Annotated in this window: 14 protein-coding genes; 9 read left to right on the forward strand and 5 right to left on the reverse strand. The window is 61.8% G+C overall.

Translation table 11 applies throughout. The annotated features are described in order from the left end of the window. Positions 1-115 precede the first annotated feature (115 nt). From fabB to AC1RAC_RS13035, 5 genes are all read right to left on the reverse strand, one after another. Entirely contained in the window at positions 116-1,336 is a 1,221-nt protein-coding gene (fabB, locus tag AC1RAC_RS13015; protein WP_197900608.1) for a beta-ketoacyl-ACP synthase I, read from the reverse strand. A gap of 11 nt (positions 1,337-1,347) precedes the next feature. After that, positions 1,348-1,863 (reverse strand): 3-hydroxyacyl-[acyl-carrier-protein] dehydratase FabA, encoded by a 516-nt coding sequence (gene fabA / locus AC1RAC_RS13020; RefSeq protein WP_003190035.1) that lies wholly within the window; start codon positions 1,861-1,863, stop codon positions 1,348-1,350. 249 nt (positions 1,864-2,112) lie between these two features. Then, complete coding sequence (locus AC1RAC_RS13025) at positions 2,113-4,014, reverse strand: ATP-binding protein (protein WP_054899022.1); 1,902 nt, start codon at positions 4,012-4,014, stop codon at positions 2,113-2,115. Continuing rightward, the gene (locus AC1RAC_RS13030; RefSeq protein WP_492616635.1) at positions 4,011-4,940 is read right to left on the reverse strand and encodes an ABC transporter substrate-binding protein; all 930 of its coding nucleotides are present in this window, start codon (positions 4,938-4,940) and stop codon (positions 4,011-4,013) included. The genes AC1RAC_RS13025 and AC1RAC_RS13030 overlap by 4 nt, the downstream gene beginning before the upstream one ends. 1 nt (position 4,941) lies before the next feature. Continuing rightward, complete coding sequence (locus tag AC1RAC_RS13035) at positions 4,942-7,062, reverse strand: TonB-dependent receptor plug domain-containing protein (RefSeq protein WP_083544080.1); 2,121 nt, start codon at positions 7,060-7,062, stop codon at positions 4,942-4,944. A 193-nt stretch (positions 7,063-7,255) separates the two neighbouring features. On the opposite strand from AC1RAC_RS13035, the gene AC1RAC_RS13040 reads away from it, so the two are divergent. The 9 genes from AC1RAC_RS13040 (at position 7,256) to AC1RAC_RS13080 (ending at position 15,547) form a co-directional block, all read left to right on the forward strand. Beyond that, the gene (locus tag AC1RAC_RS13040; RefSeq protein ID WP_034127205.1) at positions 7,256-8,281 is read left to right on the forward strand and encodes an NAD(P)H-dependent glycerol-3-phosphate dehydrogenase; all 1,026 of its coding nucleotides are present in this window, start codon (positions 7,256-7,258) and stop codon (positions 8,279-8,281) included. Positions 8,282-8,291: 10 nt separating this feature from the next. Continuing rightward, the gene (locus AC1RAC_RS13045; protein WP_054899024.1) at positions 8,292-8,639 is read left to right on the forward strand and encodes a DUF4389 domain-containing protein; all 348 of its coding nucleotides are present in this window, start codon (positions 8,292-8,294) and stop codon (positions 8,637-8,639) included. Then, positions 8,636-9,085: a phosphohistidine phosphatase SixA gene (gene sixA, locus AC1RAC_RS13050; RefSeq protein ID WP_236454913.1), complete on the forward strand. Its 450-nt coding sequence runs from the start codon at positions 8,636-8,638 to the stop codon at positions 9,083-9,085. Before AC1RAC_RS13045 ends, sixA begins: the two co-directional genes overlap by 4 nt. 525 nt (positions 9,086-9,610) lie before the next feature. Beyond that, a complete protein-coding gene (locus AC1RAC_RS13055; protein ID WP_127881401.1) occupies positions 9,611-11,263 on the forward strand; it encodes an AMP-binding protein in 1,653 nt (550 codons plus the stop codon). A gap of 30 nt (positions 11,264-11,293) precedes the next feature. Beyond that, on the forward strand, positions 11,294-11,737 hold the full coding sequence (locus AC1RAC_RS13060) for a hotdog fold thioesterase (protein ID WP_014717751.1): 444 nt from the start codon (positions 11,294-11,296) through the stop codon (positions 11,735-11,737). Between the two features lie 97 nt (positions 11,738-11,834). Continuing rightward, entirely contained in the window at positions 11,835-12,638 is an 804-nt protein-coding gene (locus tag AC1RAC_RS13065; protein WP_044273029.1) for an alpha/beta fold hydrolase, read from the forward strand. Further along, a complete protein-coding gene (locus AC1RAC_RS13070; protein ID WP_054920059.1) occupies positions 12,635-13,489 on the forward strand; it encodes an alpha/beta hydrolase in 855 nt (284 codons plus the stop codon). Before AC1RAC_RS13065 ends, AC1RAC_RS13070 begins: the two co-directional genes overlap by 4 nt. Before the next feature lie 102 nt (positions 13,490-13,591). Further along, positions 13,592-14,410: a DUF4892 domain-containing protein gene (locus tag AC1RAC_RS13075; RefSeq protein ID WP_054920057.1), complete on the forward strand. Its 819-nt coding sequence runs from the start codon at positions 13,592-13,594 to the stop codon at positions 14,408-14,410. A gap of 72 nt (positions 14,411-14,482) precedes the next feature. Next, the gene (locus AC1RAC_RS13080; RefSeq protein ID WP_003190063.1) at positions 14,483-15,547 is read left to right on the forward strand and encodes an AI-2E family transporter; all 1,065 of its coding nucleotides are present in this window, start codon (positions 14,483-14,485) and stop codon (positions 15,545-15,547) included. Positions 15,548-15,590: the final 43 nt, after the last annotated feature.

Consider the following 15,590-nt stretch of genomic DNA (forward strand, 5'->3'; position numbering starts at 1 on the left):
CGCGGTCGAACGTGGGAGCTGGCTTGCCTGTGATGAAGGCGACGCGGTTTCAAATCAAACGCAAAAAAAAAGCCCCGAACCAGTCGGGGCTTTTTCGTGTGATCAACCTGCGAGCTTACTTGCCCTGCCAGCGCTTGAGTACCAAGGTGGCATTGGTGCCACCAAAACCAAAGCTGTTGCTCATCACGGTGTCGATCTTGGCGTTTTCAACGGTCTTGGTCAGGATTGGCATATCGGCCACAACCGGATCAATCTCGTCGATGTTGGCCGAGCCGGCCATGAAGTTGCCTTCCATCATCAGCAGGCAATAGATCGCTTCGTGAACGCCAGCGGCGCCCAAGGAGTGACCCGACAGGCTCTTGGTGGAGCTGATCTTCGGAGCCTTGTCGCCAAATACCGCGCGCACGCCTTCCATTTCCTTGGCATCGCCGACCGGGGTCGAAGTGCCGTGAGTGTTCAGGTAGTCGATTGGGGTATCGACGGTGGACATTGCCATCTGCATGCAGCGGATGGCGCCTTCACCGCTTGGCGCAACCATATCGTAGCCGTCGGACGTCGCGCCGTAGCCGACGATTTCCGCGTAGATCTTGGCGCCACGGGCCAGGGCGTGTTCCAGCTCCTCGACCACCACCATGCCACCACCACCGGCGATGACGAAACCGTCACGCTTGGCGTCGTAGGCGCGGGAGGCTTTTTCTGGGGTTTCGTTGTACTGGGTGGACAATGCGCCCATGGCGTCGAACAGGAACGACTGGCTCCAATGCTCTTCTTCACCGCCGCCGGCAAATACGATGTCCTGCTTGCCCAGTTGGATCTGCTCAACGGCAGTCCCGATGCAGTGGGCGCTGGTGGCGCATGCGGAGGAGATCGAGTAGTTCACGCCCTTGATCTGGAATGGCGTAGCCAGGCAGGCGGAAACGGTGCTGCCCATGGTCCGCGTGACACGATAAGGGCCGACGCGCTTCACGCCTTTTTCGCGCAGGATGTCCAGCGCTTCCATTTGGTTGAGGGTCGATGCGCCGCCGGAGCCGGCGATCAGGCCGGTGCGTACGTTCGAAACCTGGTCTTCGCCCAGGCCGGAGTCGGCGATCGCGTCTTTCATGGCCAGGTAGGCGTAGGCGGCAGCGTGGCCGACGAAGCGATAGATCTTGCGATCGATCAGTTCTTCGAGGGGCAGGTCAATGGAGCCGGAAACCTGGCTACGCAGACCCATTTCGGCATATTCCGGGTTGAAGCGGATGCCAGGGCGACTTGCACGCAGGTTAGCGGTGACGGTCTCTTTGTCATTGCCCAGGCAAGAAACGATGCCCAGACCAGTGATAACGACGCGGCGCATGCGGATAACCCTTAAAAGTTGTCAGTGGAAGTAAATACGCCGACCCGAAGGCCTTCGGCAGTATAGATCTCGCGACCGTCGACAGTCACCGAACCGTCGGCGATGGCCAGGTTCAGCTTGCCCTTGAGGACGCGCTTGATTTGAATGTTGTAGGTGACTTTCTTGGCGCTCGGCAGTACCTGGCCAAAGAACTTCACTTCGCCCGAACCCAGGGCGCGACCGCGGCCCGGCAGGCCTTGCCAGCCCAGGTAGAAGCCAACCAGTTGCCACATGGCGTCAAGGCCCAGGCAACCTGGCATCACAGGGTCGCCTTCGAAGTGGCAAGCGAAGAACCACAGGTCAGGGGTGATATCCAGCTCGGCGACCAATTCACCTTTGCCGTACTTGCCACCCTCTTCGCTGATATGGGTGATGCGATCCACCATCAGCATGTTCGGGGCGGGCAGTTGCGCGTTACCTGGGCCGAACAGCTCACCGCGACTGCAGCGCAGCAGGTCTTCCCGAGTAAAGGCGTTTTGTTTGGTCATGCGAGCTCCTCAATAATCCCATGCGGCAGGGTAGGGCAAATCTTCCCGAACCGAATGAAGCGTTCATGCCTCATAGCGGCAGCCTACACATAGACTATTGCGTTGTAGTGAAAGTCACAGCGGCAAGGCACTGAATGTACACTTGTTCACTGAAATTTTAAACCGGGCCTGTTTATCAGCCCGTTCGGGTGCCTAAGACTGCCGCACTTTCGTCTTTCACGCCAGTCGCAGTTGGCTGATGGCGCGGCGCTATTGCACCCAGCGCTGCAGGATTTGCTGCAAATCCGTGCGTTTGAACGGCTTGGCCAGGTAATCGTTCATTCCGGCTGCCAGGCAGGCTTCGCGATCGCCCTGCAAGGCGTTGGCCGTCAGGGCGATGATCGGCAGATCGGCGCAACCGGGCAGTTGGCGAATCTGCCGTGTGGCTTCGTAGCCGTCGATCAAGGGCAGGCGACAATCCATCAGGATAGCGGTGAAAATCAGGCTCTCGGCGCTGCGGATCGCCTCGGCGCCGTCCGTGGCCAGGCTGACTTCAAAACCCAGGCTGCGCAGCATCGCTTCGACCACGGTGCGGTTGACCGGGTTGTCCTCTACCAACAGCACGTGGCGCCCATCGCCGGCGCTGGCTTTGCCAAGCGCGTCAGGTGCGGTGACCGGGGCATGCTGCTGGTCAATGGCCAGCGGAATCTCCAAGGTGAACACTGAACCTCGACCTTCTTCGCTCTGGGCGCGCAAGGTGCCACCCATACGTTCGGCCAGGGTGCGCGCAATCGGCAGGCCCAGGCCCGTGCCACCGTAACGCCTGGAAATGGAGCTGTCTGCCTGCTGGAATGCATCGAACATCAAATCCAGGCGTTCGGCGGAAATACCGATACCGCTGTCGCGTACGGTGCAGGTGAACCACACCAACTCATGGTCCAGGGTTTGCCAGTGGGGCTCCACGGTCACGCTGCCATGTTCGGTAAATTTCAATGCATTGCCGATCAGGTTCACCAGAATCTGGCGGATCCGCGTCGGGTCGCCGCGTACACGCAGAGCCTCCATGCCCATGGGAATGGGCAGTTCCAGGCTCAGCCCGCGCTGCTGGGCGCTGTGCTGGAAAGCCTGGGCGCAGCTGTTGATCAGATCGGCCAGGTTGAACGGAATATGTTCCAGTTCCAGGGCGGCGCGTTCAATGCGTGAAAAATCGAGGATGTCATTGATCACCTTGAGCAAATGCTCGGTGGACTCGCACGCCAGCGCCGCGTACTCGGTCTGCTCCTCGGTCATCTCCGTGGTTTCCAGCAGTTGCAGCATGCCCAGCACGCCGTTCATGGGCGTGCGCAGTTCGTGGCTCATCATCGCCAGAAAATCCGACTTGGCGTTGTTCGCCCGCTCGGCTTCTTCACGGGTCTGGATCAACTGGGCCATGGCTTGTTGCTGTTCGCGACTGGCCTGTTGAAGGCCCTCGGCCAGGTTGTTGATATGCCGCGAGAGGTCGCCCAATTCTGAGTCATCGACGATGGGCAGTGGTGTCTTGTAATCGCCTTGCTGGATGGCCTTGACCGCGTGCCCCATGGCGCTGATCGGCTGTGACAGGCTGGCCGACAAGCGTCGCGCCAGCAGGAAGGTAAACAGCAGGGCAAACAGCGCCAGGACCCCTGCCTTGAACAGGATTTCCTGCTGGCGCTGGCTGAAAGCGTCGTTGGACATGCCCACAATCACCCGCCCCAGGTAGTCCGCGCGGGGTGCCTTGGGTTCGCTGAGGTTGTCCTGGAAAAAGTCATTGTTGAGCTGGATGTGTTGCAGGCGGATCGGTGCCTGGAACACCTTCACCGACAGCGAACGGTCATGCCGCTCGGACGGCTGCTCCACATACACCAAGATGTTCTCGGCGCTGTCCTGGATCTCCAGGAAGCGCACATGGGGTGTGGCCAAGGTCGCACGTAGCAGGGTTTCAAGCACATCGTTGTTGCCGGAAATCACGCCGTACTCAGTGGCAGGCGCCAGCTGGTTGGCGATCAATTGACCGGTGTGGTCCAGCTCCTGGCGCAAGTCTTGGATGCGCACGAAGGTGAAGAAGGTGATGAGCAGCAGGGTCAACAGCAGCGCGGGGCCCAGGGTAATGAGCTGGGTGCGGGTGTTGATATCCCAACGACGGCGCAAGGTCATGGGCGTTGTTCTCCTTCGGCCAGGCGGGCGGCAACGGCGATTTCATCGACCTGTTCGATGCCCAGTGAGCGCGCGACTTGTGGGTTGCCCACGACTTTGAAGTGCTGCGGGTAGAGCGTGCTGGGCCAACTGGCCGGCGGCTGGTCCAGCAGTTGGTCCAGCACCGCGAGCCAATCGGATTGATCGCTGTAGGTGCTGGCCAGGCTGCCGGCCCGCACAAACCCAGCGTTGGGCCCCACCAACGGCAGTTGTTGGGCGTAGCTGCTCAGCAACAGGTTTTTTACGGTCTTGGGGTTGTACAGCTGCGGATCGTCGAGGCCCAGTAGCACGTCGCTGTTTTTGAACAGGGTTTGCAGCGGGCGACTGTCGCTGGTGTTGTCCCATGGCTGGGGCATGATTTCCAGGCCCATGGGTTTGGCGAACTGGATCAGTTCGCGCAGCAGGAATTCGCTATCGACGCCGTACAGCACGCCGACGCGCCGGGCCTGGGGCAGGATATTGGCGATCAGGCGCAGCTGACGCTCCAGCGGCGGGTCGCTCCATAGCAGACTGATTTTTGCCGGGTGGGAATTGCCCAGGCGTTGTCGGGCCTGCAGGCGGCTGATGCGCAGCACAAGGGTTGATGGCCCCTGAGCATCCTGCAGGCGCCAGTCCAGACCCGGCAGGTCAAGGAGAATCAGGCGTGTGCTGGCAGGCAGGTGACTGGGCGCTGGCAACTGCTTGAGTGGCGTGAAGCTGACCTGGTCTTCGGGGCGTTGTTGGGCAAGGGCCTGGGTAAAAGCGCGCACGCCGGCGCTGTCTTCGGCGGCCGTCAGCAGAATGTCGGCACTCCACGCCGGCGCTGTCAGCAACAGGCAGGCGAGCAGCAGGCCGCGGCGCCAAAACCGTGAAACCAACAAGAGGGTCATCCGTGACTGGTCGGCCATGTCAGAAGTCCAGCTCGGCGCTGAAGTAGAGAACGTGGCGATGGTCGTAGTTGTTGTCGGCCCAGGTGGTGGGCTGGTCATCCAGGCGTTGCTGCAACATGCCCGCCAGCTCCACATTGGCTTTGCCTACGGCAATGCGCTTGGCCACCCGCAGGTCGACCCGCTGGAAGCGATATTGGTTGAGAGCGTCGTCGCCATAGTAGAACAAGGCGCTGGACCAACCCTGGCCCCACTCACGCAGCCAACCGGCCGAGCCACTGTTACGCGCGGTTTGCGCTTTGTCCAGCGGGTTGCTGGAGGTGGCGTCTACATAAGCATAGGTCAGGCGCAGGCGGTCGGCGTCACTCACGCGCCAGTCGAACTGCGACTCGGCACCGCTAAAACGCGAGCTGTTGGCGTTGCTGGCGATGTATTGGTTGTTGCGCAGCGGCGAGCTGATCATGTCGGTGATTTCGTCATAGAACAGCTTCACGTCGACATTCAGCCCCAGCTCGGCAAAGAAGCCGTTGTAGCCCAGTTCGCGCGAGCGCATCAACTCTTTGTCGAGGTTGCCAGGGCCGCGCGTCACGACAAAATATTGACCGGCGTTTTGCCCGTAGGTCGGGGAGCTGAGATTGGTGACGCGGTAGCTCCAATTGACGTTGTTCTCGAACATGTCCGGCGAGCGGATTGCCTCGGAGTACACCGCGCGCAAGCCGTGGCGAGGATTGATCAGGTAATTGACCGCCACACGCGGCGTGAGCGAGTTGCCGCTCAGGTGAGTGTCTTCGTACATGGCGCCACCTTGCAGCAGCCAGTGCTCGCTGGCGCGCCATTCCAGGTGGCCGAACAGGCGCCAGGTGGTGTCGTCCAGGGTGCCATTGAAGTAGGTTTCGGAGTCGGCGCGGTCATAGCGGTAATTCATACCGCTGACCAGGCGCAGGCTGTCGGAGAGGCTGAGCGTGTCCTGGATTTCCACGTCGTAGCGGCTTTCGCGGGTGCTCTGGTCGATATCGCCGCACACGCTTTGGTTGGCACCGTTGCGCCACTGGTCCAGCACCTGGTTGGCCAAGGCCTGTTCGGCGGCGTTACCCGGTGGGGCGGAGCCTTGGCTGTAGGTGTCCATGTGCCGTGCCAGCAATTCGGCATAGTTGGGGTTGAGCTGCCATAACTGGGTCAGTTCAGGGCTGAACGAGGCCTTGGCGTCACAGGCTTTCCAGATTTGCTTGCGGTCCCATTGCTGTGCCGAGCCCTGGATATACAGGCTGTGGTCGGGGTTGAAGTCGAAGTTCCAGCGCAGGGAGCCTGCGTAGTCCTTGGCGGTGACATCGGAATTGGTGCCGCCTTCGGTAATTCCGGCAAACACCGGGGTGTAGGTATAAGGGCGCTGGTTGGTGCCTTCCTTGACGTTCAGTTGCCAATCGAGACTTTGTTGCGCGTTCAAGGCCTGGCTCACCGCCAGACTGAAACGGTTGAGACGACGCCCGTCACGGCGGTCGGCGCCGACCGCGTCGCTGTCAAAACCATCGTCCTGTTGCCCGGACAGAGACAAGCGCAAATCGCCGGTCTCCCAGCCCACACCCTGGCTGGCATAGAAGTCATTGATGCCACGCTCGCCACGGATGACCTTTACCCGCGAGCCGTGGCTGTTGGCTGGCGAGCGGGTGAGGATATTCACCACCGCCATCAGCGCATTGGCACCGTAGCTGACGGTGTTGGGGCCGCGAAAGACCTCGATGCGCTCGATGTCCTCCATGGCCACTGGGATATCGCTCCAATCCACCGTGGCCAGGCCGGCGCGGTAGACCGAGCGACCGTCGATCAGCACCTGCATGCGCCGTGCGTCACTGGCGCTGGTGCCATGGTAATTCACCGACGCCTGGTTGCCGCTGGTGTAGCCGACCATCATCCCCGGGACCAGCCGCAGCAGTTCCGAGATGTCCCGGGCACCGCTGGCCTTGATCAGCTCACTGTCGATCACCGTCATGCTGCCGGGCACGGCGGCGGCCGATTGCTTGAGACGCGTGGCGGTCAAGACCTGCGGCAGCGGCTGGCTGTCGAGGAACAGATCGTCGGCCTGCGCGCAGGTAGCGCACAACAGCACCAACAACAATGATGAGCGAGGAGGAGGGCCCAGATACACGGCACGGCCTTGTTAATTGCGGATAGCCGCCCATGTTAACCGAGGTGCGGCTGTTTGCCAGTCGTCGGACTTGCATTTACTTCGCACGCCTCTGGCATTTTCTGACTCGCGCGAATTGATACGGGGGCTGGCCGCAAGCGGGGCGCCCCGTATAATGCCGCCATCGCCACTGGTATGGATTAACGGATTGCATATGACTGAACAGCGCCCTATTGCGGTCCTGGGAGGCGGAAGTTTTGGTACCGCCGTGGCTAACCTGCTGGCCGAGAACGGTCACGCGGTGCGCCAGTGGATGCGCGACCCCGAGCAGGCCGAAGCCATTCGCGTGCATCGCGAAAACCCTCGTTACCTTAAAGGTATCAAGATTCATCCCGCCGTCGAGCCGGTGACCGACCTGCTGGAAACCCTCACGGCCTGCGACCTGTGCTTTGTCGCGCTGCCTTCCAGCGCCTTGCGCTCGGTACTGGCGCCACACGCCGAACGCTTGGCCGGCAAGTTACTGGTCAGCCTGACCAAGGGCATCGAAGCCCACACCTTCAAGTTGATGAGTGAAATCCTCACCGAAATCGCCCCTCAGGCGCGCATTGGCGTGCTGTCCGGGCCAAACCTTGCGCGGGAAGTCGCCGAGCACGCGTTGACCGCCACCGTGGTCGCCAGTGAGGACGAGGCTTTGTGCGAGCGCGTCCAGGCCGTGTTGCACGGCCGTACCTTCCGGGTCTACGCCAGCGGCGATCGCTTCGGCGTCGAATTGGGCGGGGCCTTGAAAAACGTCTACGCGATCATTGCTGGCATGGCCGTGGCCCTGGGCATGGGCGAAAACACCAAGAGCATGCTGATTACCCGCGCACTGGCCGAGATGACACGTTTTGCGGTGAACCAGGGCGCCAACCCGATGACCTTCCTCGGCCTGGCGGGCGTAGGGGACTTGATCGTCACCTGTTCTTCGCCCAAAAGCCGCAACTACCAGGTCGGGTTCGCCTTGGGCCAAGGGCTGAGCCTGGAGGAAGCGGTGACGCGTCTGGGCGAAGTGGCCGAGGGGGTCAACACCCTCAAGGTCTTGAAGGCCAAGGCCCAGGAAGTGGGCGTGTACATGCCGCTGGTCGCCGGCCTGCATGCGATCCTGTTCGAAGGGCGCACCCTGAACCAGGTCATCGAGCTGCTGATGCGGGCCGAGCCCAAGACCGATGTCGACTTTATTTCCACCAGTGGTTTCAACTGAGGAACGCGTCATGAACGATCCCAAAGCTGCCCCCCCATACGAGTCGATTGTCTTGCGCATCCTGTGGATGCTGGTGTTTGCGCTGGTGTGGCAGGTAGCCCAATTCCTGCTCGGTGCGCTGGTGGTGGTGCAATTGGTTTACCGGCTGATCTACGGCGCACCGAACCTGGGCCTGATGAACTTTGGCGACAGCCTCAGCCAGTTCCTGGCGCAGATTGGCCGCTTCGGCAGCTTCCACACCGAACAAAAGCCCTGGCCGTTCGCCGATTGGCCAACCCCACGCGCCCCCGAAGGCGAAGCGGCCCACAGCGTACCGCCGGCACCGCACCCGGTGCGTGATGAAGAGCCGAAGCTATGAAAGTATGGATTCTGCGTCACGGCGAGGCCCAAGCGCATGCGCGCACGGACGCCGAGCGCAACCTTACCGAGCATGGGCGTGCTGAAGTATTGCGCAGTGCTGCGCACCTGATTGGCCAGCCCTTGGGCGCCATCATTGCCAGCCCTTATGTTAGGGCGCAGCAGACGGCGCAGTTGGTGCGCGATGTGCTGGGGTTTGAGCCTGATATCTGCACGGTGCCGTGGTTGACGCCCGATGGGGATGTCCAGCGAGTGCTGGAGAAACTCGACACCGACGACGACGTGCTGTTGGTTAGCCACCAACCGCTGGTGGGTAGCCTGATCAGTTTTCTGCAGCATGGGCATCAGCGCCAGCCACAGCCGATGTACACGGCCAGCCTGGCGGAGCTTGAGGGTGACTTTCCGTTGGCTGGCTTGATGAGTCTGGTGGATGTGAAGAATCCTTAGGCATCGTGCGACGCTGTGGCGAGGGAGCTTGCTCCCGCGACGGCCTGCCAGCCGGCGCCTATCTCGCTGACGCCCCGCGATCCAATTGTGGGAGCTGGCTTGCCTGCGAAGGCGGCCTGCCAGCCGACGCCTATCTCGCTGACGCCCCAACGATTCCACTGTGGGAGCGGGCTTGCTCGCGAAGACGGCGTCACAGTCGACACCGTTATACCGAGTACATATCCATTCCTGCGGTAACGGCCACTTAGGGTTCCGCCCTGAACGGCGGGTCACTTTGGCAAAGCCGGAATGCCGGCCCAGCCCAAAGTAACCAAAGGGCTCTTGCCCCACCACTCGGCACCTCGCCCAGGCTCGGTGTGCCCGTAATCCGCCAGTGATTTGGGGGGCGCCTAAGATCAAGAGCAGATCAAGAGCGTCTCGCTTCGCATCGTGGTTAGCGGCAGGCCGTTTCCTTCGTCTGTGCTATACAGTCAACCAAGCAAGTGCTTGGTTGGCTGTATCTCGGATCACAAAGGAGCGCGTCCCATGCCTGTCGCTTTTCGTTTGCCGTTGCAGGTCTTCTTCGAGCGTGAAGCGCGGCACCCGCGCAAAGTCTTCCTCGTTCAGCCCATCGGCGGCGGTGAGGTGCAGGCCCTCACCTGGGGCGAGGTCGGCCACCAGGCTCGTTGCGCCGCGCACTGGCTGCGCGCGCGGGAGTTGCCCCAGGGCTCGCATATTGCCTTGATTTCAAAAAACTGCGCCCACTGGATCATCGCCGACCTGGCGATCTGGATGGCTGGGCATGTGTCGGTGCCGCTTTATCCCAACCTCACCGCGGACTCAGTCGCCCATGTGCTGACTCACTCGCAGGCGCGGTTGGCGCTGATCGGCAAGCTGGATGATTGGTCGGCGATGGCGCCTGGCGTTCCTGTGGGTGTGCCGACTATCAGCTTGCCGCTGTGCCCTCCTGAAGAGACTTTCGATTTCAGTTGGGCGGACCTGCAAGCCTGTTCACCGATCCAGGACAACCCGCTACCGGATGCCGCCAGCCTGGCCACTATCATCTACACCTCCGGTACGACCGGCCTGCCTAAAGGGGTGATGCACAGTTTCGGCGCCTTGGGGTTTGCTGCCTCGGGCGGTACTGAGCTGTTTGGCCTGGGGGAGGGCGACCGGTTGCTGTCGTACCTGCCGCTGTGCCATGTGGCGGAGCGGATGTTTGTAGAAATGGCGTCGATCTATACCGGGCAAACCGTTTTTTTCGCCGAGAGCCTGGAAACCTTCCTCACCGATCTGCGCAGGGCGCGGCCGACGGCCTTGTTTGGCGTGCCGCGCATCTGGACCAAATTCCAACTGGGCGTCTACGCCAGAATCCCGGAAAAACGCCTCGATACCCTGTTACGCCTGCCTTTTATCGGCAAACGCGTCGGCCATAAAATTCTCGCCGGCCTGGGGCTGGATGCGCTGCGCATCGCCCTGTCCGGCGCCGCGCCGGTGCCCGAGGCGTTGCTGCGTTGGTATCAGCGCCTGGGCCTGGATGTGCTGGAGGTGTACGGCATGACCGAAAACTGCGGCTATTCCCATGTGTGTCGCCCAGGTGGGCAAACGCTCGGTTGGATCGGCCAGCCCTGCCCAGGCGTGCAAGTGCGTATCGACCCGTCAGGCGAAGTGCAGGTACACAGTGGCGCGACCATGTTGGGCTACTTCAAGGACCCGCAGAAAACCGCGGATACGCTCACCGCAGATGGCTTCCTGCGGACGGGTGACAAGGGCGAGCAGGACGCGGACGGTCGCCTGCGCCTGACCGGACGTCTCAAGGAAATCTTCAAGACCAGCAAAGGCAAATACGTAGCCCCGGCGCCGATTGAAAACCGCCTGGCCGAACATGCACGTATTGAACAGGTGTGTGTGGTCGGCGAGGGGCTCAGTGCGCCGATAGGGCTGTGCGTGTTGTCGGCACCCGGCGAGGACCGCCAAGCCCTCGGCGGTGGTCTTGAACGCTGGCTGGCACAGGTGAACGCAGGCCTGGACAAGCACGAACGCATGGGGCAATTGGTGGTGGTGAAAGACCAATGGGCGGTGGAAAACGGTTTTCTCACGCCGACCTTGAAGATCAAACGCAACGTGATCGAGTCGACGTACGGGCCACAATTGCAAGCATGGAGCGCACGCGCCGAAACCGTTTTGTGGCAGGATTAGGGCCGTAATAAAACCAACAAGGACAACCGTATGAGCCTGTGGCGTACCCAACCGAATATCGAACACCTCAACGCGATCCAGAAAAACACCATCGGTGAAATGCTGGATATTCGTTTCGAAAGCTTCGACGACGAATCCCTTACCGCCAGCATGGTGGTCGACCACCGCACCCATCAGCCCTACGGCCTGCTGCACGGCGGCGCCTCGGTGGTGCTGGCCGAAAGTGTCGGCTCCATGGCCGCCTACTTGTGCATTGATGCAAGCAAGTTCTATTGCGTGGGCCTGGAGGTCAACGCCAACCACCTGCGCGGCGTGCGCAGCGGCCGGGTGACGGCGGTGGCCAAGGCTATTCATATCGGGCGCACTACCCAGGTGTGGGACATCCGCCTGAGCAGCGACGAGGGCAAGGCCAGTTGTGTCTCGCGGCTGACCATGGCCGTGGTGCCGCTGGGTGAACAACCGCCGGCGCGATAGGCGTGGCGTGAGTGTCATCATTCCTGGCAGTTACAGTCATTGCTGTAGAGGCCGGGCATGGTGACAATCCCCCTCTGTTTTTGTTGATGGAACCTGTATGTCGCAGCACGTGTTTTTTACCCACGCCAATGGCTTCCCTTCGGCCACCTACGGCAAGCTGTTTGCCGCCCTGGCCCCGGAATATGCGGTGGCACATCTGCCGCAGCATGGTCACGACCCCAGGTTCCCGGTGGATGATAACTGGCAGAACCTGGTGGACGAGCTGATCCATCATCTGGAGCAGCAGCCAGAGCCGGTATGGGGCGTGGGCCATTCCCTGGGTGGCGTGCTGCATTTACACGCGGCCATGCGCTGCCCGCACCTGTACCGGGGCGTGGTGATGCTGGATTCGCCGGTGCTCACCCGCGCAGACCGCTGGGTGATCCGCGCTGCCAAGCGCTTTGGTTTTATCGACCGACTCACCCCGGCTGGGCGCACGCTTGGCCGGCGCGAAGAATTCACCGACCTGGACACCGCGCGCAGCTATTTCGCCGGCAAGACCCTGTTCCGTGGCTTTGACCCCGATTGCTTTGACGCGTACCTGCAACATGGCCTGCAGCAAGTGGGCGATCGCCTGCGCCTGCGGTTCGACCCAGCCACCGAAATCAGCATCTATCGCGGCGTGCCCCACACCAGCCCGGGCCAGGTGCGCCAGTTGAAGGTGCCGCTGGCCGTGGTGCGTGGCCGCCAGAGCCGGGTGGTGATGCGTCACCATGCCAGCGGTGTTGACCGCTTGCCCATGGGCGAAATGCTCACCATGCCCGGCGGCCATATGTTTCCCCTCGAACGCCCTCAGGACACTGCTGCCTTGATCAAGACCCTGTTCGCCCGCTGGCAGGCCCGTGAGCGCAGTTGCGCATGAGTACGCCCGTCGAAGAGGTACGCCTGAGCCTGCCGCACATCGAACTGGCCGCGCATCTGTTCGGGCCCGAGGACGGCCTGCCGGTAATTGCCCTCCATGGTTGGCTGGACAACGCCAACAGCTTTGCGCGCCTGGCGCCCAAGCTGCGAGGGTTGCGCATCGTCGCCCTGGACATGGCGGGGCATGGGCATTCGGCGCATCGCCCGGCTGGCGCCGGTTATGCCTTGTGGGATTACGTCTATGACGTGCTGCAGGTGGCTGAGCAACTGGGCTGGAAACGTTTTGCATTACTTGGCCACTCCCTGGGCGCCATCGTCTCTCTGGTATTGGCCGGGGCCTTGCCGGAGCGGGTGACACACCTGGGCCTGATTGACGGCGTGATCCCACCGACCGCCAGTGGCGAGAACGCGGCCGAGCGCCTGGGCATGGCGTTGCAGGCGCAATTGAGCCTGCAGGACAAGCGCAAGCCGGTCTACAACAGCCTTGATCGAGCGGTCGAGGCGCGGATGAAAGGCGTGGTCGCGGTCAGCCGTGAAGCAGCGCAGCTCCTGGCCCAGCGCGGTTTGATGCCCGTACCAGGCGGTTACACCTGGCGCAGCGATAGCCGCCTGACCCTGGCGTCGCCGATGCGCCTGACCGACGAACAAGCCATGGCTTTCGTGCGAAGGGTAGGGTGCCCTACCCAGTTGGTGGTCGCGGCTGACGGCATGCTGGCGAAACATTCCGAATTGCTTTCTCAGCTACCCTTCACGGTTACCACGCTGCCAGGCGGCCATCATTTACACCTGAATGACGAGCCCGGTGCGGCTCTTGTTGCAGACTGTTTCAATCGGTTCTTCTCCACGCCTTGACTTGGCGGGGTCAACTGCCGAGGCTGGGCGGATTGAAAGGGAGTCAACCATGAACACACTCGATATCGCTGTGACCAACATTGGCCAGGGCTCACTGATCCGATGAGCCTGGGTAAAGGATGTATCCGTGCCCTGGGCCTTTGTTGTTTCAGCCCCCTGGTATTTGCCGCCGATCTGCCTGGCAGCCAGGATCTACCGGCGGTAGCCCGTCAGGTTGATGCGCAAATCGTCGATTACCGCCCCGCTGAAGACAAGGAACGCATTTACCCCATGGGCGCAATCCGCAAGATCAGCGGCCAGTTACGTTATGAAGGCCAGGCCATCGCACGCGGCCCAGCCACTGCAATCACCTATGAATTGCCCGCCGAACACAGCTCCAGCGCCGCCTTTACCGCAACGCGCGAAGCTTTGCAGGCCAAGGGTGCGCAGTTGTTGTTCTGGTGCAAGGCCCGCGATTGTGGCGAAAGCAGCCTGTGGGCCAACGAAGTGTTTGGCAACGCCAAGCTGGTGGGCGCCGACGGCCAACAGGAATACCTGCTGCTACGCCTGGCCGCCCCGCAGGACAATTCCCTGGTCGCGCTGTACGGGATCACACGTGGTAACCGCCGCGCCTACCTGCATGTGGAGCAACTCGACGCCAGCGCGCCCTTGGGCGAGCTGCTGCCCACCTCGGCGACCCTGCTGCGGGAACTCAAAAGTACCGGCGAGCTGGATTTTCCCGCGCTGGGCGCCGAGCCTGACGACACCTGGCTGACCTTGATATCCCGAGCCTTGAACCTCGACACCACCCTGCGCGTGAGCCTGAGCGGGCCGCAGGCCGAGGCCTGGCGCCAGGCGCTGGTGGAGAAGGGCGTGCGCACCGCCCGTCTGGAAACCGGCACCGGTGAAACCCAAGGGCTGCATCTGCATCTGATACGCTAAGCACCACAGGGCGAACGGACCCGTGCCGTTCGCCTAAGCTCTCTTCCTACAGCCTTCTTTTCGAGATACCCGATGCTCAATAACGATCGCCTGCTGGTGCAAATCCTGCTGCTGGTGCTGTTTGGTGCCAGCTTCTGGGTCATGGCGCCGTTCTGGTCGGCGCTGTTCTGGGGCGCGGTGCTGGCATTTGCCAGCTGGCCGCTGATGCGTTTGCTCACCCGTTGGCTCGGCGGCCGAGAGTCCCTGGCCGCTGGCATCCTGACGTTGGGGTGGATGTTGCTGGTGGCGGTGCCATTGGTATGGCTTGGGTTCAACCTGGCTGACCATGTGCGTGATGCGGTGGCTCTCATCAAGGACATCCAGGTCGACGGCTTGCCCGAGGCGCCGACCTGGTTGGGGTCGATCCCCTTCGTAGGCGAGCGCCTGGTGGCGACCTGGGACAGCATTGATCAACAAGGCGCGGCGCTGATGGTGAGCATCAAGCCGTACCTGGGTCAGGTCGGCAATTGGTTGTTGGCGCGCAGTGCGCAAATTGGCGGCGGCATTCTTGAGCTGACCCTGAGCCTGGTCTTCGTATTCTTTTTCTACCGTGACGGGCCGCGCCTGGCGATGTTTGTGCACCGCCTGTTGGAGCGCCTGATTGGCGAGCGCGCTGGCTATTACATCGAACTGGTGGCCGGCACGGTGCAGCGGGTGGTCAATGGTGTGATCGGCACCGCTGCGGCCCAGGCGCTGCTGGCCCTGATCGGCTTTCTGATCGCTGGCGTACCGGGCGCGCTGGTGCTGGGTATCGTGACTTTCCTGCTCAGCCTTATTCCCATGGGGCCGCCGCTGGTGTGGATTCCGGCTACGGCGTGGCTGGCTTGGAAGGGCGACTACACCTACGCGGTATTCCTGGGCGTATGGGGCACGTTCGTGATCAGCGGCGTGGATAACGTGCTCAAGCCGTACCTGATCAGCCGTGGCGGCAACCTGCCGTTGGTGATTGTGCTGTTGGGTGTGTTTGGTGGGTTGATAGCGTTCGGGTTTATCGGCCTGTTTATTGGCCCGACGTTGCTGGCGGTGGCCTACAGCCTGTTGACAGACTGGAGCGCGAGCCAGGCGCAAGTGCGTCGTGAAGACAAACCGTGTAACTGATCGGTGACTACATAACTGGCCTTCTGTAGGAGCGAGCAAGCTC

Source organism: Pseudomonas sp. GW823-FHT02F05, assembly GCF_058797315.1.

What these genes read in the sequence shown, in the direction of transcription:
- fabB (WP_197900608.1), bottom strand. Translation starts at nt 1,336, where the DNA reads ATGCGCCGCGTCGTTATCACTGGTCTGGGCATCGTTTCTTGCCTGGGC.
- fabA (WP_003190035.1), bottom strand. Translation starts at nt 1,863, where the DNA reads ATGACCAAACAAAACGCCTTTACTCGGGAAGACCTGCTGCGCTGCAGT.
- AC1RAC_RS13025 (WP_054899022.1), bottom strand. Translation starts at nt 4,014, where the DNA reads ATGACCTTGCGCCGTCGTTGGGATATCAACACCCGCACCCAGCTCATT.
- AC1RAC_RS13030 (WP_492616635.1), bottom strand. Translation starts at nt 4,940, where the DNA reads ATGGCCGACCAGTCACGGATGACCCTCTTGTTGGTTTCACGGTTTTGG.
- AC1RAC_RS13040 (WP_034127205.1), top strand. Translation starts at nt 7,256, where the DNA reads ATGACTGAACAGCGCCCTATTGCGGTCCTGGGAGGCGGAAGTTTTGGT.
- AC1RAC_RS13045 (WP_054899024.1), top strand. Translation starts at nt 8,292, where the DNA reads ATGAACGATCCCAAAGCTGCCCCCCCATACGAGTCGATTGTCTTGCGC.
- sixA (WP_236454913.1), top strand. Translation starts at nt 8,636, where the DNA reads ATGAAAGTATGGATTCTGCGTCACGGCGAGGCCCAAGCGCATGCGCGC.
- AC1RAC_RS13055 (WP_127881401.1), top strand. Translation starts at nt 9,611, where the DNA reads ATGCCTGTCGCTTTTCGTTTGCCGTTGCAGGTCTTCTTCGAGCGTGAA.
- AC1RAC_RS13060 (WP_014717751.1), top strand. Translation starts at nt 11,294, where the DNA reads ATGAGCCTGTGGCGTACCCAACCGAATATCGAACACCTCAACGCGATC.
- AC1RAC_RS13065 (WP_044273029.1), top strand. Translation starts at nt 11,835, where the DNA reads ATGTCGCAGCACGTGTTTTTTACCCACGCCAATGGCTTCCCTTCGGCC.
- AC1RAC_RS13070 (WP_054920059.1), top strand. Translation starts at nt 12,635, where the DNA reads ATGAGTACGCCCGTCGAAGAGGTACGCCTGAGCCTGCCGCACATCGAA.
- AC1RAC_RS13075 (WP_054920057.1), top strand. Translation starts at nt 13,592, where the DNA reads ATGAGCCTGGGTAAAGGATGTATCCGTGCCCTGGGCCTTTGTTGTTTC.
- AC1RAC_RS13080 (WP_003190063.1), top strand. Translation starts at nt 14,483, where the DNA reads ATGCTCAATAACGATCGCCTGCTGGTGCAAATCCTGCTGCTGGTGCTG.